The 25,529-nt window shown below is 56.5% G+C and carries 1 protein-coding gene (only partly in view); it reads right to left on the bottom strand.

Annotated features, from left to right (window positions below; genetic code table 11):
• On the bottom strand, window positions 1–25,529 hold the 5' portion of the coding sequence (locus FYC48_RS20440; RefSeq protein WP_149498647.1) for a putative Ig domain-containing protein. Its footprint begins 11,758 nt before the window's first position; 25,529 of the gene's 37,287 nt are visible here — the first part of the coding sequence; its start codon is at window positions 25,527–25,529; the stop codon falls past the left edge of the window.

Here is a 25,529-nt window from a genome sequence, read left to right as displayed (position 1 = left end):
ACAATCGAGGAAAGGAAGTCACCGGAGTATACCAATTCCGTTTTCAATCCCACCGGGTCGATCACTTCGATGAGCTTGCCACCTTCATGGATGAACTGGGTCGTATTGTCGTTGCGGTCGGTTGACGATTCGAGGTAACCGTCTTTGTCGAAGACCTGGACGGTCCCGTCGCGCATCCGGCGATAGAACCGGTCGTTCTCGAAGCGAAGTTCCGCGTAGTCCTCGACCGTTGCGGTGTATAGATTCGTCCCGTCTTCGGGAGCCAGGTAAATGTGCTCCAGTCCGTTACCATCGACGAGTAGGACGCCGGCATCTCCGGGATACATCCGCATGTACCCTTCGATATTCCAACCGCCACCGAACGGACTGTCCTTCTCGTTCACGACGGCTTCGATCGAGGTCTGCGAAACCACGCGTCCGTCGAATGTCTCGCCGCTGCGGCGCATCAAACCATAGCTGACTTCGAACGTGTAGAGACCTGTCGGTGCGTCGGATAAATCGACCTGCAGCCCGACACCGTAGGTATGCTTGGCTTTCGCTTCGGGCAACTTAAAGACGGCGTAGCCTTCGGGCAAGTCATAGCGATTGGCGGTGTCGAGATCGATCCCTTCGCTGGAATAACGTTTTCCGTCGGCGCCGATTGCGGTGACTTGATACACAAGCCGGTCGTTGGCTTCATCGTAGTTTGCTTCGTCAAGCGCGGTCAGATTCAGGTGATGAATCGGCCGCGGGTCGGCGCGAAGGGAATCGTAGTGCAACACCAGACCGCGATCCGTTTCCAAACTGCGGTAAGTGACCAACGGGACACGCTGCTGCACCGCACCGGAATGGACCTCGACCATGGCATTGATACCCGCTTCGACTTCCAGCGGACGAGCGGGAAAGCCCAGCGCGGAAGGCGTTTGGTTGTACGGCGTTGGCGCGAGCGCAAGTAGGTCACCGGAAGCCGCAGGCTGGACCGATATACCACGCGGAAGATTGCCGCCGGGAAGCGGTGCATACGTGTTGGGAGAATTGCCATCGGGACCAATGTTTGGCACCCCGTAGGCCAGAATTCGATCGCCGCCGACCGGAATCGCATGGAAACGATAGTCGGCTGCTTCGGCAAGTTTTGGATCAACGCGATCGATCGGCAACGTCGAAAGCGGCCCTCGCAGCAAACGCGAAAGCGGGCCGCTGGCAGCAGGGTCTTCGCCAATCTGACTCCAAGTTGGAACGGAATCCCCCTTCGCTTCATCCTCAACGAGCTTGATCATCGAAGAGAGATCATAACCGGTGACGATGTCTTGCGCCTGTTGGGGCGCCAGCACCATTCCGCTTTGCAGGGAGACCGCGACGTCATCGGTAAAACCATTGACGATCGGCGTGGTCGCGGCGATCAAGCGAGGCTTTGTCAACGGATCGTCGAAGCTTCCAAGGGGATTTCGAATCAGTCCGATCGTTCCGCCGGCGGCGATCAATTCAAACTGAGTCAATCCTGACGCGTCGGTCTGATAGGCGTTGTAGGCAAAGAACGGCCCGAGTCCGGGGTCATGCTTTGGGTCCCCTTGGACAAACTGACGAAAGCCCGAGACAACGGCGTACGCAGGGTGCTCACCGATTTTGTCTTCGAACGCGTTGGCGGGAATGTACTCGACGCCTTGCGCGTTGCTGACGCCATGGACCTGCGTCCCGCGGCCTTCGACCAGTCTTGGGATTGCCCCATAGCCTTGGAATTCGACGTTCTCATACTGCCATGGTCCTTCCTTTTGCTCCCGAATTACCGTCAAACCATGAGAATCGGCGACGCGGTCGGCGATTAACATCACCTTGGGATCATCGGTCGCGGAAATCTCGTATGGTCCCGGCCCAACAACGGTCACGGCCTGTTCGTCCTTACTGGGATCGAACACCAGGGTCTCCAAGAAGTTGCCATCCTCGTCGCGCAGCGGTAGCGAGAGGACGACGCCTTCGGTCCCGCCTCGAACGTTGAAGAGATCTTCCTTCGGAGCAGTGACGAAGAGTCGATTTCCGTTGTTGTCGACCGCTAAGCCACGCAAACCGATCAGTCCGACCAAACCGACGCCGGAGACGGATCGTGGAAACGCGATCGTTTGAATCGTCGTGTTGTAGTTTGGTGAGTACGGATCGGTATCGACGACATACACGTTGGCCTTGCGATAGTCGGAGACATACAACCGCCGGCCGGTTGGCGCGAAGGTGAGGTCAAATGGCTTGGCACCTGCAGGCAATTTGATCGCATTGACACCGAGCGTTTCCGGTTTGTCTTGCACATCCGGAATTGTGTCGATTTGCTGTAGCGCGACGGTATCAACAACGGCAATCGCACCTTGCTCGAGTGTGACATAGAACCGCGATCCATCCGGTGTCGGCGTGGTCTTGCGAGGTGTGAGCTTGTCACCCGATTCACCATCGACAAGGGTGATGGCCGCCCTGGTAAATGGATTGAGTTTTGTTTCCGAATCTGGCTCCGGTACTTGACAAGAGAGATCCAATTGCCCATCGGTCAACGTCGCACAGATGTCATAGACGAGGACCTTTCCGTCGGCGCCCGATGCAACCATCGCGTAGCGCTGATCAGGCAGAAACTGAACCGGATTGCTAGTCAATTCTTGGCGTTCGAAAACATTGTCGGTCGGTAAGTCCATCGGGCGAGTGACGGTGATGATCGCACCGGCGACCTGTGCCCCGGCAGGAATCTCGAAGCTCAAGATTTCACCATCGAGCGTTAGCTTGTCCCCCGGAATGACGATATCTTTTCCGCCTAGGACCAACCGAGACCCATCGGTATTGAACGTATCTCTTGCACCGATTTCCAGAGTGACGTAGAGGTCCTCGACTTTGGTCCCAAGTGTCGAACCGTCAAGGAGCGGCGAACCCTTGTAGGGGTTCTCCATGACGAAGTCTTTGCCTTTGATTTCGATTTTGAAGGATTCATCACCCGACGGCGAAACCAATTTCGCATTGGACAGTGACGGCGGTGTGTTTCGGCTTTGAGACCGTGGGACCGATGGCAGAATGATGTTGGGGATCGTCCCGGTCTGGATCGAAACATTTTCGTTTGCCGTTTCGACCAGACCACCCGGTGTCGTTCGGTACTGTGTGAGGACATAATCGATCGAGTAAACCGCGGGAACGAGGAAGGTGCCAAAGGCATCGTTCGCCGCGTAGTACTTCGTCGAACCGTCAGTCGCGTCGTCGATGGCCGCGTCCATACTGACGACGGAATTGCCGAACTGGGCATCACCCGACGTCGTGATCCGAGTGCCCAGATCGGACATGGCGCCCAACGCCGTGAACAAGCCCGGCGCGGCGGCGAACATCATGCCCGATGAACTGAACTGAAACAGGTTGTTGTTTCCATCAAGGATTCGTCCCGATACACCAACGTTCGGGGGACTGGTGGTGTGCATCTGGCCGTCGTCACCGACCTTCATCACGTCCACGATCATCCACGTCGTCAACGTTCCGCCGTCTTCACGCAGCACATCCACTTCACGGAACAAATAGGTCACGTCGCCTTCGTTTAAGCCCGCACCTGCCGGCATCGACAGTTGCAAGGGATGATTTGCTTGATCGGGAACTCCCAGAATCTGAGCCCCGCCGGCGAACGAAAATCCAGGTGGAAGCGAGAACGGCAGATCGGACTCCGTCGCTGAATCGATTGTGATGTCAACGACCTGATCAAAGGCCATCGAGGGAATGCCCACCGTGATCCCATCCTGGCCGGCAATGATTCCTCCGCTCGGTCCGACTTCGGTATCGGTAGAAGGTGCGGTGACGTGGAACGTCGTTTCAAAAGTTTTGCCGCCGCGAACGACCGTGACCTTGGTTGTCCCGGTCGCCAGTGCTGTCAATCGACCGGATTGATCGATCGTGGCAATCGAAGCGTCTTCGACGAAGTAATGTGTTTGATCGTCTGCGGTCACATCAAGCACATCTTGTGCGAGCCGTTGGCGGACGATGAAGTCGCGATCTTGTCCCGGTGAGAGAACATAGCTATCGGGATAGACATCGATAAATTCCCGGGGTGCCCCACCGACGTTGACCGCCGTACCGGTGGAAATGCCAAAGGCACTGACGCGCAGCGCCCCGTTCCCGACACCGCGACCGACCACAAATCCCAAGTCCGTCACCTGAAAAAGATCAGGCGACAGTGACTCGAATTCGATGTCCCCTGGCGACAATCGCTCCCGCGTTCCATCGCTCAAGATGCCAAAGACACCGATTTGAATCGACTGTCCGATCCGTAGTGACGGATCGAGTCGATCGAGAATCAGCGATGTGTAAGCATCCGATTGGACCTCAATGGTTTGGGTTGCGGCAAAAGATTGCAACACCCCGTCATCAGAGGTCATCGTCAGTGTAACGTTGCCTTCGCTTACCGACGGCGTGACGAGAACCAATCCGCCACCGAGTGCCTGAACCGATGCATTGTCCGCAGACGAGATCGTCGTTAGACGTTCGTCGTTCTCAGCGTCTTCCCATCCCTCGTCGATCGTGGCGACAAAGCTCGAGGTAACTCGTCGAGAAGTGAATGCCGGGCCGACAAATTCTGGAGCTTGGTTCAGCTGTGCTCCGAAATTCGCTTCCAATGCGGACCGATCAACGTCGTCGACCAGACCGTTTCGATCAACATCTGCGGCCGCGACATAACCGTTCTCGCCAGTAGCCGTTCCGAAAGCGTTGTTGAGAAGTGAGCTGTCGATCGCGTTTACTGCGCCATCTTGGTTAACGTCGGCAACCAGATAGAAACGCAAATCAAAGGCGGCACCATCACCGCCTTCGATGACGACTTCATAAGTACCTGCAGACTCAATCGTGTAGGTTTGAACCTGATGGCCCGCGTTGTTCGTTGTGGTTCCGGCGACGAGCCCACGGATTTGTCCGGTCGCATTCTGGACATCCATTCCAATGGTTAGACCACCCGAAGCAGGCATTCGCAATTCGCCCTCGGTAATCGTGAAGGCGTAAACGTTCGGGGTCTGGCCCAGTGTGCCTGAGATCGGCGATGCAATCAGCTGGCGGGATCCGCCCAAATGAGATTGCACCTCGTTGACGATGAAGGAACCGTCTTGGTCATATCGGTAGGAACGCCCGGCCGATCCGGTGCCACTGATCGACGTCAATCGATTGGTTGTGTCATAGCCATAAAAGACGCGTTCGTTGCGCTTCGCATCAAGCGTCAGCGTTAACTTTCCGTCGTCGTCATAACGATAGAATCGGTGTTCGCCGTTTGGCCCGACGAGTTCGCTGGTTTGGCCTTCGTTGTTGCGGACGATGGTCAAACGTTCGCCGTTGGGCGCGATGATACCGCTGTCGGTGACCCGGAGTGAGGTCAGGCCGTTGGCAGAGCTGATGCGATGCAAACGATATCCACTTCCCCGTTTGGCTAGCGAGTGGCGTTCGCCGGTCGGTGAGACAAGTGTGAATGCGATATCTCCTTCGGAGACCAGCCCAGGGTTGTACGGCAAGCCACTGCCAACCGAATAGTAACCATCGCCTGCCTGACGTAGATTCGCATCGCGTGACTCCAATTGCCACGCCACACCGCTATCGGCGACCCAACGTGGTGTGAATGTTTCGATGCTACCGACCATTTGGCTGACCGGTGCAAACGTAAATCCGACGCGTTCGCCTGACGGTAAGGTCACGTAAACTCGTCCGGCATCCGTGATCGCCTGGAACTCATTCCCAGCAACTCCGCCGACGTTCAGTGAAAGCTGCGGATCAAGTAGCGGCAACGACCACTTGGTTCCAAACGAGGAACCAACCGACGTCATCAGCAGCGAATCATAGACGCGCGTGATCGGCACATCGATTCCCGCCAAGGTCAACATCATGTCGTCGGCTGTTTCAATCAAGGCCGCCGTTTTCGTGGCGGAATTGATCTCGATCGCATGGTTGTATTCGGACTCAAGACCTCCGAAATCGCTCGCAGTGACGCGGAGGGTATAGAAACCGTTGGCAAACCTGCCGGGATCGATTTCGATGTTCTGCGTGATGCTGGTGGTGCCTTCGGCAATCAACAGCGCACCGCTACCACCGCGCGGCAGCAACTCGATTCTGTAGTCGGCAAGCCCAACGTCAGAAATGTTGACAATGATGTCACGCGGTTCGGTAAAGACGGGCGGTGCGAGTTGGAGGACTTCGATCCTCGGAGCACTCAAGTCCGACGGGTCACGCACATAGAGCGGCCGAGTGACAGTCGTCGTGCGGCCTTCCGCATCGGTGACGACCGCCGTGATTTCGAATCGCCCCGGATGATCGGACACAAATGTCGCGCGTCCGAGAGCGTCAAGCTGTAGTACTCGCCCGTCAATCGAAACGCTCGCGCCGGATAGCTCGACATCACTGTCGGCAATCGGCTCGATCGTGATCGGCTGGCCCGGTGTCGCGGGGAAACTGGGGGTGGTGACGATTTGAACTTGAGGACCGGCGGGTTCGATCGACGCGACGATCGTGATCGGTCGCTCGGTTTGTAAGTCCCCGTCATCGGCCGTGACACGAACGGTGTATGTTCCGGCCTGGAAACTTGCCGCGGTCCAGCGAATCACATTGTCGGCATCCAATGTCGCCCCGGCGGGTAGGTCATCCGCCGAAACCGTGACCGCATCGCCATCCGGGTCGGTCGCCAACAACGGAATCTCAAGCAGCTCACCAATCTGAGCTTGTCGCAGCGACGGTAAGGCGAGCACCGGCGAACGGTTGGTCGAAAGGACGCGAACGTTGACTTCCAACGAATCGCGAGCCCCGATTGGATCGCTGACCTTGAACCGCAGCGTGTACTCGCCCGCTGACTGATAGTCGACGTCCCAAACCACCGTTCGCGAAAGCGGATCAAAATTAAATCCGCTTGGCTTCGTTCCTTCAAAGGAATAGGTCAACGACTCTCCGTCGGCGTCCCCGGCGTTGACGGAAAAGATCAGTTGGTCGCCTTCACGAGTGAATAGTTTCGGAAGCGTACTGAAGGAGGGTACTTGGTTTGTATTGGTGACCGTCACAAAGACGTCTTCGCTGCGTGCCCCGGCCCCATCGGTTGCGGTCACGCGGATACGATACGTCCCCGATTGAGCCAGCGATGGCGTCCATTGAAATTGTCCGCTTGCGCGATCAAAGGTAGCCCCGGTTGGCAAAGGTGCTGACTGACCGCCGGCAATCAATGCGGCTGAATAGGAAACCACATCGCCGTCGCCGTCACTTCCCATCGCGGTGAACGTCAGCGTTTCGCCTTCGGCAACCGTTTTCTGACCGATCGGATCAAGGTTCGGGCGCGTATTGCTTTCACGAACATTTAACGTGATCGACTGTGTCGTGGTGAGCTGATTGGCAAGGTCGCCGTTACCGCTGTCTTTGGCGGTGAACGTGATCGTGTGCTGACCTTGATCGGCGATCGTCGGAGTCCAGGTGAATTGGTATCGACCATAGACGCCGGTGTCGATCAATTGTGCGTTCGCGGGTAAGCCCGTGGCAGTGACATCGAGGGTATCTTGATCATCATCTTCGACGAGGACATTGACGACGAATTGATTGCCGACGACCGCGACGCTTTCAAACAAGGGGGCCAGCTTCGGTGGTTCGTTCTCGCTGGTGACTTGTAGTGTGAACTGCGACTGCGAAGTCAGCGGCAGCGGACCGGTCGTCTCGCTCGCGATGATCGTCACCAGGAGATCGCTTCGATCGCCCGGCACCGGGGCTAGTTCCAACAGCCCCGTTCCGTCGCCGTTGTCGGTGAAATTTGCGAAGTCCGGCAAGACTGTCGATTCGCCAAAGCGAATATCAAGGGAAAGCGGTACACCTTCAAAATCGGAGACACTGACCGGGATTTGCAACGTCTCGCCGACCGCGATCGTTTGGGCGTCGATCGATTCGATGACCGGAGGGAAATTTGCATCGGCAACCTGCAGCGAAACCACCACGGTATCGCTGGTCGGAGTCCCCGTTCCATCGCCGTCGTCGGTTGCCGTGAACGTGATGTCGTAGTTTCCGGAATCGTTGAATCCCGGTGTCCAGGTCAACAATTGGCGTTCTTCGTCGAAACTTGCCCCGCTGGGCAGACCGGTGACCTGATAGGTCAACGTCGGTAGGAATGATTCATAATCAACGTAGAAATCTCCGGTCGTTGCGACAGGACTGGTGGGGGCGACCGGGGATTCTGGATCGAACGCGGCGACACGTAGGTTAAACGTCTGGCCTTCGAAGATCTCCGTCGGATCGATGGTTGGGAAGCGCACTTGCCCATTGATGTTTTCAACCGTGATGGTCGTCGATTGCTGCGTCGTGATTTGACCGTCGTCGACTAAGAAATCCAAGTCGTAAACGCCGTGTTGATCAAAGCCTGGAGTCCATTCGAAGATGCCCGTGTTCGGATCTAGAAACGCACCTGGCGGAAGACTCGGAGCCAGGTAACGCAGCGAATCACCATCTTCATCCTCGGCGAACAGCCGAATCGAAATCTCGTCGCCTTCGTTGATCGTCCTTGGCGAAACCGGTTGCAGTGTCGGCGAGACATTGTTTGCGGCGACCACCATTTCGAAAGTGACGCTGGATTCGACAAAGCCATCGCTTGCGATCAACGTCACGTTTTCATAAACACCGGCGGCATCGCCATCGGGACGCCAGCGTAGTTTTTGGCTGGCCCAATCGAATACGGCGCCGGGTGGAAGCTTGTCAGCAAAATAGATCAAGTCGTCACCGTCGGGATCGAACGCGCTGACCGGCACTTCGATAAGATCGCCTTCGGTCGCAAAGACATCCTCGATCGGGGCGAGTATCGGTGCGTGATTCGCTCCGCTGACGTCCACGATCCACTGTTGTCGCTTGTACGCACCTCGCGCGTCATAGGCACGGACTTCGAATTCGACTTGCGGCGTCGCTTGCTTGCCGGGCGTCCATACGATCTGTCCGGTGTCCGGATTGAACTGTGTTCCTTCGGGAGCCGCCGCCAAGACATAATCGATCGTCGCCCCGTCGGGATCACTGGCTTGGGCAACGTATTCATATTCCACATCAAACGCCGCCGCTTGCTGCGGAGTGGAACTAAACAGCGGCAACTGATTCGGCGGAAGTGTCGCTAGGATTCGCGGATCAAAGTTGAGATCCAACAAATTTGGATTCGCGATCGTAATCGTTTGCGGCGCGGAGCTCGAGTTGGCCTCCAGCACACTTCCGTCGCCGAGAACTTGATAGCCATTGGCGTCTGTCGGCGCCCCATCGTTACCGAAGAAGACAACCGATTCGTCACCGAGTTGGTTGAAGATTACATTGATCGGACCGGCGATATCAAAGTCGGCGTCATTGTGGACGATGACATCGAATAGCACGGTTCCGTCGGCACGATTAATTCGAGTGTTCTCGTAGGAAACCGAGGTCGAGATCGAAACATCTTCGAAGACACGGAAGGTAGTCGCGAAGCCATTGCCGCCGATCGCGATCCCTTGCTCGCTTTCTACTTCAGGCGAAACGGTCAGCTCGTACTCGGCCGGCGATAGCGATTCGAACAGCAAGCTGGATCGTTTCGAAGCCTCGTCATAAGCGACCGCACCGATCGTGACGCTTTCCCCGGTATCGAGGTTACGCAGACCATAGTTCGCGCGGTTGTTTCCGGCCGCCGGATCACTCGTCGATTGCAACAAGGCAACGTCAAAGATCAATTCGGCTTGATTGCTGCCTTCTTTCAAACGGGTTTCGATCACGCGTGGCGCCGCGACGGTGAAGAACACGTCAAGCTGTGCTCCCTGTGTCGCAAGAAAACGCCCGCCAGAAATCGGCTGTAGTCCTTCGACACGTCCGTCGCCACCGCTTGCGACCACGGTTTGTCGCAGCGACAACGGGTCGACGACTGAGATCACACCTCTGGACTCGTGCCCGACCAGGAGTGCGTCTTCGTAGAGTGACCCAGCCGGACCGATGGCTAACGATTCGGCGCGGCCTTCGACGGTGACCAACGATTCCGCGCGGCCGCGAAAATCAAAACGCAACACCTGCCCGCCTTCGGGCCATGCGGTTCCATAAAGTGTTCCGTCACTGGCGACCGCCATCGCATCGACGCGAATGTCACTGAAGGGAATCAAACGCCGAGTCGAGGTATCGAGTCGACTGATTCCCGACGTCGTCGAGACATAAATCTCTGCCGCACCCGGAATGGCGGCTAGTCCCAAGGCGACTCCCGCTCCGATTCGGTCCAATACCGCGCCGGTATTTGGATCGAGTTGCAATAAACCTTCGCCACCGGTCGATGCCCAAAGTTGACCGGAAGCATCGAAAACGAGATCGTAGATTGGTGTCGATGTCGGTAGGGCGGTCAACCGCTGAAGTGAACCAGCCGGATTGTTCACCGACGTGATCTTGTAAAGTTCATTCCGTCCCACGCCGCCGCTGACATAAACCGCACCCGCGGGACCGACCGTCAGTGCAAGCGTACCGATTCCGGCGCCACTGACACCGGGTATCTCGACGAACTTCTCGGCTGCGAAAGGTCGAATGACTCGACTGAATTCGCTGGGTTTCGAAGCGCTCGTTTTCGAAGGAATCCCAAAGGCAGCTTCTTCGAACAAACGATCGGCAACGGTTTCCGGCTGAGCCGTTGCGATCGGCAGGTCAACCTTGGGGACCACCGTGACCGTTGGGGCCGATCCGAGGTTGATTTCGGGAACCAGTCGCGGAACACGTACACCGGCCGGAACCGGCTCGATGTTGCCCGCCGCGTCGATCGAACGAACCAAGAATTGCGGTCGCTGTCCCGGTTCCGCTTCGTAAACGAACGAGGTTTCGTTGGTACGGTACAACACACTGCGATAGCGACTTCCACCATCGAGCGAAACGAGCAGTGAATGTGTTGCGACGCCACTGCCACCGGCATCATCGGTCGCCGTCCATTGAACTTCGTAAGCATCACCACCGAGTGGCAGAACGCTGACCGTACTCGTAGGCGCGACCGCATCGACGGTCGCCGTGATCGTTTCGCTATCGACTGGTGCCGCATCATCGAAGATCGATCGAACCGTCATTTCGATCGGATCGCCGGTTGCAATCGGGTTCGAACCACCAGCAGCATCGACGTCGTTCACCGCAGCCCAGAACCCGACCGTGACTGTTTCTCCGGGTTGTAGCAACCCGATCGCAGGATCGACCGGCGGCAATCCGTCCCGTCCGTCGACCGCTCGCAACAAGTACGATGCGACACGCGTGTTCGCATCAATGCCGGCGGTGACTTGCAGCACATAGCCTTCTGTTTCTGTCAGATCAAATTCACCGACAAAGTTCGGTCGCCCGGCTGGGAGCTGGATTGATTGATCGCCCAGCTGGATATCGGCAAGCTGGAAACTGCGTTCGTCAAGAGTGTCGTCGAGCGGAATGAGAATCCGCACTTGACGGACCGCATCAACGGAAGATGCGTCATACGTTGCTTTGGCGGTGTATGGCAAAGGCGTTTCGATGGGAACAAAGTTGTCAACGCCAACTCCCATCGGACCGGTCAATTCCACCGACTCATCGGCGCCATCACCGAAGCCATTAAAGTCAAACGCGATTTGATCCGGCACTTCGCCGAAATCGAAAAGCGGTGGCGGTCCGGCGCGCAATTCGAAGCTTACAAACGACGTCGGATGACTGGCACCAAGGTCATAGTCGGAACGATCAGGAACCTGATTTCCACCGCTAGTCGCATCGGGCGTGTGCCCATCGAAACGTCGCATCAATTCGACCAACCAAGTCAGATTCTCCCCCGCTTGACTCAGTTGCTGCTCGGCTTCGTCCAGGATCCCTTGACCAGTTTCGCTGCCGAGAAGCCCGCCAATGATCGAAAAGAATCCGCTGATATTTTCTGCCGATGCGTCTGCAACCGGTGGCTGATCTTCCAATCGCAACAAGCCCTGATCGACGAGTGCTTGCAGGTAAAGACCGGTAAAGGAATCTGCATCGCCGGCAAAGGTTTGCAATGATTCGAGGGCGAGCCGTTTAAATGCTTCGCCGGCAACCGGAGTATTCTCGTCGTCATCCTCGTCGCGTTCTTCCTGCAGGATCGCTTCGATATCCGTGGCAAGGATTTCATCGCGCAAACGACTTGCTTGTTCTTGCTGATACGCGATGTATTCGCTCGATGTCATCGGTGTCGCCGCGGCAGCGACATAGAAATCGAATGCGAGGTCATCGAGGTCAAACGGGCTGAGTTTCTTCAGAAAATCCGGATCCTCTTCGATCTCGGCACGCAATCCGGGATAGATGCTGACCGACGATCCGATTTCGGTGACACCTTGATTCGGCAAATCGATCGCGACGCCGCGGGCGGTCAGAACGCCGTCAAGGTTCAATTCGGGAGCGATACTTGACGAATCGAACGTACTGATCGAATCAAACAGAGGCGCGATCGTCGTTGCGTCACCTCGCAAACCCGCCTGGAAGACAATCGCGTCGCCACGGATCAATTCCGGACGTCGGTTTTTGACCTTGGGAAACGCGAATTCGAACACCGTGTAGGGCGTGTCAACGTTCGCCAAGTTTTCGATCGCGAAACCATAATTGCCCGTCGCTCCGAGATCGATTTGGCTAGGACCACCGACACCAACATTAGACTCGAATACGTCGGCCGCTTCGACTTGGAAGCGGTACGGGTCGATCGCCAATCGCCCATCGGGATGCAACACTTGGACGTCATACAATCCATGTGGCGCATCGCGAAGATCAAACACGGCAACGATCTTGGTCGCATCGATGCGTGAAACGCTCACGGGCGCAAATTCGGCCAACGTCGGCCGGATTAAACGCACAGCAGCCTGCTCGGGGAACTCGGCCCCTTCGATGGTCACAGTGACGTAGCGATCGTCACCGCCGGAATCGGGCGAAACGCTGGAGATTCCGAACGGGATTCGTGTGGCATTGAGCTCAACGTCGTACTCCGACCGAAGTGTCGGATCATAGGTCCCGTCTTCGGTGTCGATCCGAACGCCCGCGCGGGCCATGATAAAGTATCGACCGCCCAGGGTTTCCGGGATCACCAAGGTCTGGTCCGGCGCGAGGTAGCCTTCGTAGGCCGCGTCGTAGTCCAACGGCGATGGCAGCCGTTCGTACGCCGCGTACAATTCATGCGATCCGATGTCGCTGAGACTATCGAGTGTCAATTCGATCGTTTGGCCCGGCTCTGTATCGAGCTGAAACAACCGGCTGACACCTTGCGCCAATTGCTCTTGAAGCGGCAGATCCAAACGCAGCAACGGAACCGTCACGCCGACCTGATCGGCAGACGTCAAATTATTGTTTCGGTTGTTTTCGCCTTCGACAACATCGTCAAAGATATCGGTCCGCACGATGATCCGATAATCATCCGGAAGCACGGCGGGGACTTCAAAGTCGAGCGTCGACGTGTAAGAAGCGCCCGGTTGAACCGTTCGTACGCCGGCCGATTCGACTCTTCCGAGCAGACGATCGCCAATGTCCCAAACGTTATCCGCCGAGAGATAGACTGCGTCTGCGATCCTGGCCTGCGCCTTTTCTTCGCCTCGATTTTCAACCGTCCAGGAAACCGTCGCGACATCACCGACGCTTGCCGACAGCGGCGCCACGATGCTGGTCACTTGTAAATCGGAGGGCGGCGGCTGGACGATCAACACCGGCGTTGTCGATATCGTGACGTTATTCAGCTCGTTCGATTCAATGACTTCGCCATTCGGACGCGCATAACGTTCGATGTCCGATTCAACGATCAAGAAGTAGTCGCCCGTGATACCGCGTGGCAACCAAGCCGACGAGTCAATTTTGATCGACTCGCCAGCGGCCAACGGTGTGTTATGCTGAATTTGTTTGATGTAGTGATCGCTTCGTGGGTCAAGCAATCGATCACGCGAGAGATACACACGGTCGTAAAACGGGGTCTGAGAATCCGGGATGACACCGCCGTCGTTGCTGAGTGTGTACGTAAAGTGAATTTGGTTACCGACTTCGATGACGTTTGTTGGCGGCGTGGATTGACTGACATGGTCGATCGTGTCGACCACCAAATCCGGTGCTTCGACAAACTGAACCGACAACTCCGTGATCGCTTGGTTATCACCTTCGTCGTTAAATTCGGCGACCGTATCACTGGTCCCGTACAGCCGCAAACCGCCTTCGGCGATCGGGTAAGGAAGTGTGTAAGCAGCAGACTGCGGTGCGAACACTGCGTCCGTTTCGGCGATGACGTAGAACGTCCCTCCGATGTTGTTCGGCAAACGAACTTGCAATTCCACGTCGTAGCTTTCACCAATGTCCAGACTCTCATCACGGGTGAAGTTTCCGAGTCCGATGTCGTATCCATCGGCCGAGGTATCGGTCGACAAATAAACGCGGTCGGACCATCGGGACTGACGCGTCATCCGTGTTCCACTGTTGGTAACAGTGAATGAGACATCCATCAAAGAACCGCTTTCGGGATCAACGGGAACGGCGGAGAGGTTCGAGATCACCAGGTTCGGTTCGGCATACTCGATCTGAATTTCGTTGGACGTTCCTTGGTTGTTCTGCTTTTGTCCGTCTTCCCAAACGCGTGATTCAAAGTAACTAGGCCAAGCGGGAAAACTGCTTTCTGAGAAAGAGTTAAGAACAGGTTTACCACGATACAGCGCAATGTTGACGAACACGTGCGCGTACCACTTGCCACTGCTTCCAGCCGGTGAGTGGACGATTACACCGTCGTTGTACGTTTCACCGACCTGAAGTGGTTGGTCGAGTACATGCGTTTTCGAAGCGGCAAGGAATGCTCGCGATGCATCGAAGATGGGATCTTTCGAAAGAAAGACATACTGAGCCAAGTTCCGAGTTTCGGCATACGTCGCATCGTTACCGGTATTGCGAATCGTCCAGTTGACGCTGATAGGCTCGCCGGATTGACTCGTCGGCGAAGCGGAAACGGATTGCACCTCCAAGTCGGAGGCCGCATCGTTAACCTCCGCAGCCACCGAACCCACGTTGTTCTCGGTAAACGGACCTTCGTAGACTTGGACGAGCGTGTTCGTCGGTCCGGCAAGGATCGCGCGCAATTCCGATTGTGAAAACTGATTGAGGTCGCCGATTTCCGTGTCCCCGATCGGTTTTCCTGTCGCCGTTTCGATCCGTTTCAGGACCGCCGCGACTTCGGCCAAGAACTTTGCTTCATCGGTCATTGCCAACCGCGGGTCGGCATTCGTGCGAACGAGAAAATGCTGCCCTTCGGCCGACGGTGGTAAGGTGAATTCGGCTTCCTGGCTGTATTCGTCCCCCGAAAGCAATCGACCGGCGTGTGGAAGTGCAAAAACGAGCTGGTCGCCGGAGTCTAAGACGTCGTCATCGGAAAGGTAAATCGCATCGGCCCAATTCTCGCGATCCGTTGCGGCGGGCCCGATATTGTCGACCGTCCACGACAAAGAAACCTTTTCACCACCCTTGATCGGTGTCGCGCTATTGACGTTGACCTCTCGGACACGCAAATCGGCTGGCGGCGTCAACAGGATGTTGATCGGTGTGGTCGCGTAGTTGTTGCCGTCCAGATCGTTTGGTGCGTCCGGATTGGTGTTTTGATCGAATGCGACTTCGTAAACACCCCGATAGCCGTCGGCATAGACCATCAGGAAATACTGTCCGGTCAGCCCTTTAGGAATCCTGACCGTTGTTTCCGCTTCGTACGATTCACCGACTTCCAGGACTCCGCCGTGACGGTGGGTCCCGACCAGGCGATCGCCTCGGCTGCTCTTGGGACCATCTTTGCCAAGCGTTAACCAAACTTGATCGGTCCAGGCACCGGGGTCGGTCACTCCCGTTCCACGGTTGGTCACCTTGTAGCGGACCGTAAACGATGAGTCATCAAAACTATCGGCGGGGCCGTTGATAAAATCGGCGACCAAATCCGGCGGTGGCACCGGATTGGCATCGATCGCGATCGCGGCGGCGGCGCGATTGTTTCCGTCGTTGGGAAATTCATCGACGCGATTCCGCACATCGGTCTCGACCAAGACGAAGTAATTCCCAGCGAGCGCACGTGGCAACAAGAAACTCGCTTGTGTCGTGTATTCGGTGGAACCGCCGTTGGGTGAACCGGCATAGGCAAGCGCCGATCCGTTTTGCAATTCACCAAGAAGGATCGCCCCTGAAGTGCTGCTTGAAGACGACGACAACCAGACTCGATCCGACCATCGACTTCCGCCCGAGGGTGTGTCCGCGGTTCCTGCGTTACGGACGGTGAACTGAACATCAATCGATGTCCCGGCGGTGATCGGATTGGTGTACTGGCTATCAACGGTGACCTGCAAATCCGCTCGAGGCCGAAGATTCAAGTTGAAGGGAGCCGACTTTCCTTCGTTATCATCCTCGATCGCCTCTTCGACCGAATCGTAGTAATCGGTGATCACGACGACTTCGAACAATCCGCTCGCCCGCGGTAAAGTCACCAATTCGGTTCGATCGATCGATAAGCCTGGGCCTAAACTATCGGTCGCGTTGAACGTGCCCAGCAAATAAGACTGTGATTGGTCAGCATGCGAACGCAAGTAAACGCGGTCGGTCCAGCCCCCTTCGGTCGCACCGTTGCCATCGAGTGCATCGTTCTTGATCGTCCAACTCACTTCGATTTGGGTACCGTCGTCAAATCCTGCTGGAGAGTTGGGGATGGTGACGGCTTGATTTTCGACGACCAAATTCGACGTCGGAGGAACATAAGTGACATCGAATGCTTCGCTTCGGCCTTGGTTTCCGCCGAAGTTGTCATAACCACCGTAAAGAAATTCGTACGGACCACCGGTACGGACATAGATGTAGGTTTCACCGTCTAAGTCACGAGGCAACTGCAGTGTTTCCGTTCTGCTATACGAACCATCGACCGGCAGGGCACCCCCATGGGTGCTGTAGCCGATCAGCCGCAAGCCACTGCCATCGTTTGAATCGGAAACGTAGATGTAGTCTGTCCAAGAATCGCGATCGGTCGTCGCGATGCCACGGTTGCCGACCGTCCACGTCACTTCGATCGGTTGCCCCGCGGTGGGAACCGTCTGGTCACTGACGGTCACGTTATCGACGAACAGATCACTGTATGTTGATGTCGCGACGTCAACCGGATGGGCCGGCGCCGCAACGTTGGACGCATCGCCGGCAAGTTCATACACGGCATCGCTGGCATCGGTTTGGACATAAAGCGTGAATCGCCCGCTGGTTCTGGCGGCCAGGGGGATGATCTCGGTACGTGTGTACGACTGGCCGACAGGAACAATGCCATCATGCTGATATTCCCCGATCAGTCTATCGTCGGCATCGCCAAAGGTTTCGTCGGTGGAAAGGTAGACGCGATCGATCCAGGATGACTCTCTGCCGGCACCTTGCCCTACGTTTTCGACCGTCCATGAAACAGTCAAATCGACGGGGTCACCGATCAATAATTCCGGGGCAGTCACATCCGTAACGGTCAAATCGGCATAGGGATAGCCGGCCACTTCGATCGGCAGTGCGAGCGTTCCGGTTTGCTCACCGCTGCCTTCGTCAACTTGATTGGCGGCATCGGGAACGACGATCAGGTGATAGCTACCGGAGATTCCATCGGGAAGTGAAACGACAGTCTGACGTGCGGCGCGATCGGTGACTCCCAGGCTGCCATTTGCGGTGACTTCGCCAAGCAGCACGTCGTCGTTGGAATAAGCGTCATCGCTCGACAAGTAAACACGATCTACCCACGGCGACTCGGCCAGCGCGGCACCTTGATTGACATCTTCCCATCGAACTTCGAGCGTTTCACCGCTCGTCGGGATCGCCCCTGGAGCAAGCGTGATCGCTTCGATAGCTAGATCGGGAAGCGGTTTGACCTCGACAGTGATCAGCGTCGAGCTTGCGGTCACATTGTTGTCTTCCACGGTTGGTTCATAGACAACACGTGTCGCATCGGTTTCAACGAGAACGTACCAGTCGGTAGTGTCGACATGGTTGGGAATCACGAATGATTGCGTGGTGGTGTAGGACGCGTCGGAATCGAGTGCACCTTGGTGTGTAAAGCTACCGAGAAGAACATCGCCGCCACGAACTTGGTCGTTACTCAGGTAAACTCGATCAACCCAAGAGGAGACGGTCGTCGTCGAGATACCGTCGTTGCGGACACGCCACGTCACATCGATCGTCGATCCTCGGTAGCCAAGTGCGGGAATACTGATCCCATCGACGATCAGATCGGCCGGCGGAGAAGCTTCTTCGATCGTCAGCGTGATCGAAGAAAGGTTGTCTGCTTCGTTTTCTTCGAAGACTTGATTGGCACGATCAACCACTACGAACAACGTGTACTCACCGGCGTCGACAAACGGGACTTCGTATTCGATTGTCGCGTTGTAAGTTTCATCAACCGCAAGATCGACGGATCGATTCCGTGTCGTGATGACGATGTCGTCGCTATCGCCGTACACCGTATTGGCCGAGAGCACCAGGCGATCGGACCATGGTTCGATCGCAATCGAAGCGCCGTCGTTGATCACGGTGTAGTCGACGGAAATTGTCTCGCCATTTTGCACCGCCGCGGGGACATCGAGAATTGCAACGGCAAGATTGGGTGCGTTGAAGTGAACCACACCAGAAGACTGGTCGTCGGACGCTTCGCCGCCGATCCCGTCGCCATCTTGGTCCATCAAGTTGCCGACAAGGTCGGTGATTTGGGGACCGAGCAGGAAACTGTATTCTCCAACCGCGGTTTGCTTGGCAAAGGAGACACGGAAAGTGCGAGTCGACATCGCGACAACTTGACTGATCGTGACCGCACCGGTGGGCCCCATCACCATGATGTCCTGCGGCGTGACGGATGCGGGATTGATCGCTTCATCAAACGTAAAGTCGATGTAATCGTACGGCCGATTGACAAAGTCGGGCTCGTAACTGGACAGCATGGGTCCGACCGCGTCGATAACGAAGGAATCTGAATACACATCCTCAGACGCTTCGCCAGAGATTCCGTCACGATCTTGGTCCATCGCCAAGCCGCCGAAGTCGTTGATCGCCGGTCCGATGTCGATCGTGTACTGACCGTCGGTTGATTGAGCCGCGAACGTCAATTCGTAAACACGATTGCCGATCGCTTGAATCGTCTCAACGGCGATCGGACCGCCTGGCCCAACCAACACAACGTCGGCGGGAGTGAAACTAGACAGGCGCACGGGCTCGCTAAAGGTGACTTGAGCAGCGGAGATCCCTGGTGCGATCGTCGCTTGCGGCGAGAAGTCGGTGACATAAGGACCACCGCCTGCCAATTCAAAGGAACCGAAGTAACGGTCTTCCAGTTCTCCGCCGATCGCATCCCGATCACTGTCCATGCGATTGCCGGCGAGGTCGGTGATATCCGGTCCGATCGAAAACTGATAGACGCCGTCCTCGGTGGTGCGTTCGACGACGACGCGAAACTGCGTCGGACTCAGTTGAACAATATCCGTGACAGTGACTTGGCCACCCGGTCCAGTCACCTTGGCGTCGCTGGTCGCAAAACTATTCGGATCGATCGCGACATTGAACGTCACGTCGAACTGGGTCAGTGCGCCATTGATTGCTCCGGTCGGAGATTGGGCGACGACTCGAAGCGGGTCCCGCGTGACGGTGATCCTACTGGAGTAGCGATCCTCGATCGATTCACCACCGTTGCCATCGGCATCTTGGTCCAGCAGGTTGCCTTGGAGGTCTTTGAAGACCGGATCGATGACAAATTCGTACTCGCCTTCAAAGGGTTGCGGGGTAAAGTCAAATCGAAAGCTGGTGTTGGTCGCGTCGGTTGGCGTGATCGCAAAGACCGGCAAATACTGATTGGGCTCGTGCAAGGCCGTCGCGATTGACAAACCACCGCCATCGATATCACCGACAAGTTTGAAATCGTCATCAAAGGCAGCTTTCTCGCCGGCCGCGGCTGACAATTCCAACCCCGTCCCACCGGTGCCTTGGAAATAGATTACCCGCAGCGGATAGTCACCGGGCTGTGGAAAGTCGAATACTGCCAAGTTGGTCGCGAAGGCACGACCATAAAAGTACTGCGTTGTCTGATCACCGATTTCCAAACGGAAACCGTCATCCGATCCGATCGCGAAGGTCCATTGACCGGCGGCCGGAATGCGAATCACTCCGATCGCTTCCAGCGCGACGTAGTTTCCTGAAAAGGCGAGCGTTGAGTCTTCGCTGAAGTTGCCGGCGGCATTGCCAAAGTTCAACGTCGAATGGCGTTCGATGTCGTCTTGCAACGAAATGTCATTCGACTCAAGAACTGCGATCGCTTCGTCGACCGTCGAGACGCCACCGTTTGATTTGACCGTCCGAACGCTGAAGCCCGGTTGCACGTCATTGGGGTCGTATGCATCACGAGCCAAAACCGCGTCAGGCAGATACAGCCGAGCCGCTGTGGCAGAAATCGACGCCGGGTCGATTGGTTCGTCAAAGGTCACTTCGATCGAACTGAGGACTTCCGAACTGGTTCCGCTCGGTGTTTGCCCAATGATTCGAGGACCGGTCTTGTCGACGCCTAGTGAACTAGTGAAGACATCATCGATCGGTTCGCCGGCGATCCCGTCGGCGTCCTGATCCATTTCCGAGGATGCGTTACCGCCGATCGCCGGACCGATCGAGACGTTGTACTGGCCTTCGGTTTCAAAGTCGCGTGACAATGTGACGATCGCCGATCGATCATTCACCGGAGTGACGTCGAGCACCGACAGACTTTGCGGGCCAGTGACCGTCACGTCCTCGATCCCAAACGAGGTGAAATCAATCACGCGATCAAAGTCGACTTGCAGTTGAGCTTGTGGAACGAAGGGATCAACGGTGTTGCTGTCGCGTAGCGTTACCACTTCACTAGCACTGACTGCCCTTTCGACAATTGAGATCGAATCGAGGCGACCGATGAAGTAGTTCCCGCTGTTGTAATACGATCGTCCGATTTGGGTGCTGACCGCCGTCGGCGCATACGCCGTTCCGATATCCACACTGTTTCGCAACGTTCCATCGACATAGACCGACAAGGTGGTCCCTTCTAGCGTCGCCGCCACGTGACTCCAGACGTTTTCCGATGCGGCGACGCCGCTGTCGAGCAATTCGCCGTTTCTATAACGGGCAACGAAATTTCCGTCGTGAATCCCCAGCCCCCAATCGCGTTGTTGCGCTGCTCCGCTGACAATCGCGTGATGGGCTCCCGGTGTGATCGTGGTCGGGTTGACCCAAGCGGACACCGTCCAATCGGTTGCGGGTGCCCAAGCGCCAAGATTGATGTAGTCGCCATCGCCATCAAATTCGAATGCCTGCCCGCCCGATCGTCCTGTTTGGTAGGTTACATCGCCGCCGATCGTTCCGTGCCGTGTTCCCCATTGATCGAGCGCGTTGCCTTCGGCTTCATAGCGATGATGCGGAGGCTCCGTCGTCGGCGCCAAACGCGTCAAACGAACGACTTGGGGACCGATCGCTAGATTAGGCCCCGTCGTCAAGAAATTGGAATAGTCGACGTAGTCGGAGACCGCTTGACCGTCGGGGTTGACGTTGGTGAACCCGTCGGCAGCCGATGGGTCATGGGGACCACCGGCATCGCCCCACCAATTGTTTTGAAATACAGCGTTGGCGGCATTCGTGCCTCCATGACTGACCGCGGTGCCATTGCCCAAGAACGCACTACCGGTCACTGACGCGATCTGCCCCGTCGCGACATAAACACCGACATCATTGCGAATCAGTGCGATGGAGTCGGCGATCAACTCGCCATCGACAACCTCGATCCCCGATCGTGAATAAGGGCTGGTGGTGGCCGATTCAATTCTGCCACCGCTAACCTGGACGATCGCGTCATTCTGAATCGCCAAACCCGCACCGAACGATTGCTCGATCACGACACCATCGAGCGTCATGTCCGAACGGACGATGATCGCGGGGACACCGCCGCCACCGATGCCGTCGCCATTGTTGTCACCGGCGTAGCGGACATGCACGTTGCTAAGTTCGTTGTCAGAACCACCGAGCAACAACCCTTCCCAGTAGCCGGGATAGACACCGGTCGCGCCATCCGCAAGTGAATCACCACCGACGGAATCGTCGGCGAGAGCGGTGAAGAAAATTGGCTCCGCCGGCGTTCCGATTGCTTTCAGTGACCCGTCAGCCACGTTAATCAGAGCGCCACGATCGAGCTTGACGACGGTCCCCGGTGCAATGGTCAGTTCCACCGGATTGGATTCCTGATCCGGTCCGATCCTCAACTCAGCACCACTTAAATGGATCGGCAAATCGCCATAGTTCCAATCACGATCCGACAACAAGGTGCCTGTCGTGACAATAATCCGATCGCCACCATCGTTTCCTTCGCCAGTCAGATTGGTAATGCTGGGGTTGGTATTGAGCGCAAACAGGTATGCCGCACCGACGTTGTTGATCGCACTGACATTTTCGAGCGTCGGAGCCCCGGACGACAGATTGACCGCATGCCAAAAACCATCGCTGACGGTCACGTTGGTCAATCGAGTTTGCTTGTCGACATCCGTTCCGCCGTAATTCAGCTCGATCGCACCGGTCGCCCCGCCGCCGATCCCATCGCCGTTGTTATCGCCCGCGTAGCGTACCTGAACGTGTTCGAGAACGTTTCCCGGACCGCTTAACTCAATCGATTCCCAATATCCGGGATAGGGCACTGAGTTTGCGCCGTCGCCATTGGTATCACCACCGGCGGTGTCGTCGACCGCAGCGGTAAAGATGATCGGATCGAGCGCCGATCCGATCGCTTTCAAGGTCCCGCTAGAACTCCGAACCTGGTACCCGTAGCCAACCTTGACGATCGTTCCGGAAGCGATTTCGAGTGTCGTCGATGTCCCATCGTCAGCTTCGGCGATTACCAGATCACCCGGTGTCAGATGAATCGGCAAGTCACCATAATCCCATCGACGATCGGACTTTAGCGTTCCGGATTGAATTGCGATTCGATCTCCGGCCAGATTGTTTTTCGCGGTCAGTCCGGACGTGATGGGATCTACGTCGAGTTCGAAGTAATAGGGCACGCCGTTGACGTCTTCGACATGAACGTTTTGCAGGGTGGGCTTCCCGGCATAGAGCTCGATTCCATTGCCGAACGCATCCGCGATTTTGACCGCGGTCAATCGAGCCTCTTCGTCTTCGATCCCACCGGGGTAATCAATCTGGACGACGCCCACCGCGCCGGATCCAATCCCATCGCCGTTGTTGTCACCGGCGTTGTGAATCTCGACATGTTCCAAGACGCTGTTGGGACCGGTCAGTTGGATCGATTCCCAGTACCCCGGATATCCGGCGGTCGCCTGACCATCACCGTTGGAATCCCCACCGAATCGATCATCCGTCCATGCGGTGAACACGATCGGATCGGCAGGCGTTCCCACCGCATGCAAGGTTCCGCTGACCGCATCGATCGTCGCGCCGGAGGCGACTTTGACCGTTGTTCCCGGTGCGATATCAAGCGTCACGGGGTTGCCATCACCGTCGCTCCCAATCACAAGGTTTGTCGTGAGGTGCAAAGGCAGGTCACCGTAGTTCCAATTTCGGTTTTCCTCGAGTGAACCGCCTTCGACCACGATGCGATCACCCGATGAATTGCCCAACGCCGTCAACTGGTTCGTTTGTGGATCCGAATTTAAATCGAAATAGAACGGATAACCATAGGAGTCGCCAACATGAACCGTATCCAGAATAGGCGCTCCCGCATTGACGGCTACACCGTGCGAGAATCCGTCCGTGATCCGAACATGTGACAAACGGTTTTGTAGTGCAGGTGTTCGGTCGTCGAAGTTCAACAAGACTCCGCTGACCGCACCAGCTCCCCTTCCGTCACCGTTGTTGTCACCGGCGTAACGAATCTCGACATGCTCGAGTACGTTCTCGCCGGTGCGAAAATCGATGTTCTCCCAGTAACCTGGATACGCGGTCGATGCATCTGCGTCCCCGTTGGAGTCACCTCCCACGGAATCATCGATCGCCGCTGTGAACACGATCGGTTCGGCAGCCGTCCCGGTCGCGTCGAGCGTCCCCGACGACACCCGCAATAGACTCCCAGAGGGCATCTTGACGATAGTGCCTTTGGCGATCGATAAGTCGACCGGATTCGATTCCGCATCGGGACCGACTTGCAGATCAGTAGTCAACGCGATCGGCAAGTTACCGTAGTCCCAGACGCGGTCTTGCTGAAGCGTTCCGCCTTGAATCAAGATTTTGTCACCGTCGGCGTTGCCCGACGCATCAATGTTTGTGACCTGGGGGTCGGCATCGAGTTCAAAATAGAAAGGTGTGCCAAGCGAATCGTTGACGTTGACTTCGGTCAGCTCCGGCGCCCCACCAAGGATGCTGACGCCGGTTGAATAACTTCCAGAAACAGCAACATGATCGAAAGTGTTGCGTTGCGCCGGATCATGATCACTGAAACTGTCACGCAGGGTGGGGACAGCGCCACCGCCCACGCCATCACCGTTGTTATCGCCGGCATAACGAATCTCAACATGCGAAAGAATGTTGTTGCCGGTGTAGAAATCGATGTTTTCCCAGTAGCCTCGATATCCGGTCGTGGAATCACCGTCGCCGTTGGAATCACCTCCGGCCGAATCATCAATCGCCGCGGTGAAGACAATCGGTTCGGCAACCGTTCCGATCGCATTGAGAGTCCCCGAAGACACTCGTAAATATGCTCCCTTGGCCATTTTCACGACCGTTCCTGGGGCGATCGTCAAGTCGATGGGATTTGATTCCGCATCGGGGCCAACTTGAAGGTCACTGGTCAGTGCGATCGGCAAGTCTCCGTAATCCCAAACACGATCTTGCTGAAGCTGCCCACCTTGGATTTCGATTCTGTCACCGGCCGCGTTGTCGGTCGCATTGATGCCCGTGACTTGAGGATCGGCATCAAGTTCGAAATAGAACGGCACACCATAGGAACCTTCGACATCCACTTCGGTCAGAATCGGCGCCCCACCAAGGATGCTGATCCCGGTGGAGTACGAATCAATCACGGAGACATGATCAAGCGTGTTCTGCAGGCTAGGGGCGTGATCATCAAAGCTAATACTGATCGCCGGGGTCGCCCCGCCGCCGACGCCGTTTCCGTCATTGTCGCCGGCGTACCGCACCTCGACATGCGACAGGGTGTTCAATCCGCTGCGAAATTTCAGGCTATCCCAGGCACCGTGGTACGGTGTCCCTTCGCTGTCCGGAGTCAGGTCATCACCGACGGTATCGTCAAACATCGACGTGAAGGTGATCGGCGCTAGGGCCGTTCCGATCGCCTCGACTACCCCATCGGAAAAGATTTCACGACCGGCCGCAAACTTGACGACCGTCCCCGGTTCGATTTGCAGCGTCACCCCGTCGGAGATTACCACATCACCGGTCACATGTACCGTACCGGACCAGACTTCGTCTTCGCTGATCACCCCCGAAACGACTTCGGGCGAGCCGACCGGGGCGTCGGAAACAAGCAACCGACGAGCTTCGAGTTGCTCGGCCAGCGATCGCCGTTTGCGCCGCTTCTGAGCAGCTTTCGAGGGAGACTTTCTATTCCGGAACGGCCACTTCCAGTCGCGTTGATTGCTCAT

Source organism: Roseiconus lacunae (assembly GCF_008312935.1).
Lineage (GTDB): Bacteria > Planctomycetota > Planctomycetia > Pirellulales > Pirellulaceae > Stieleria > Stieleria lacunae.
Note: the sequence above shows the minus strand (reverse complement) of the source record. Positions and strands in the feature narration are given on the sequence as shown.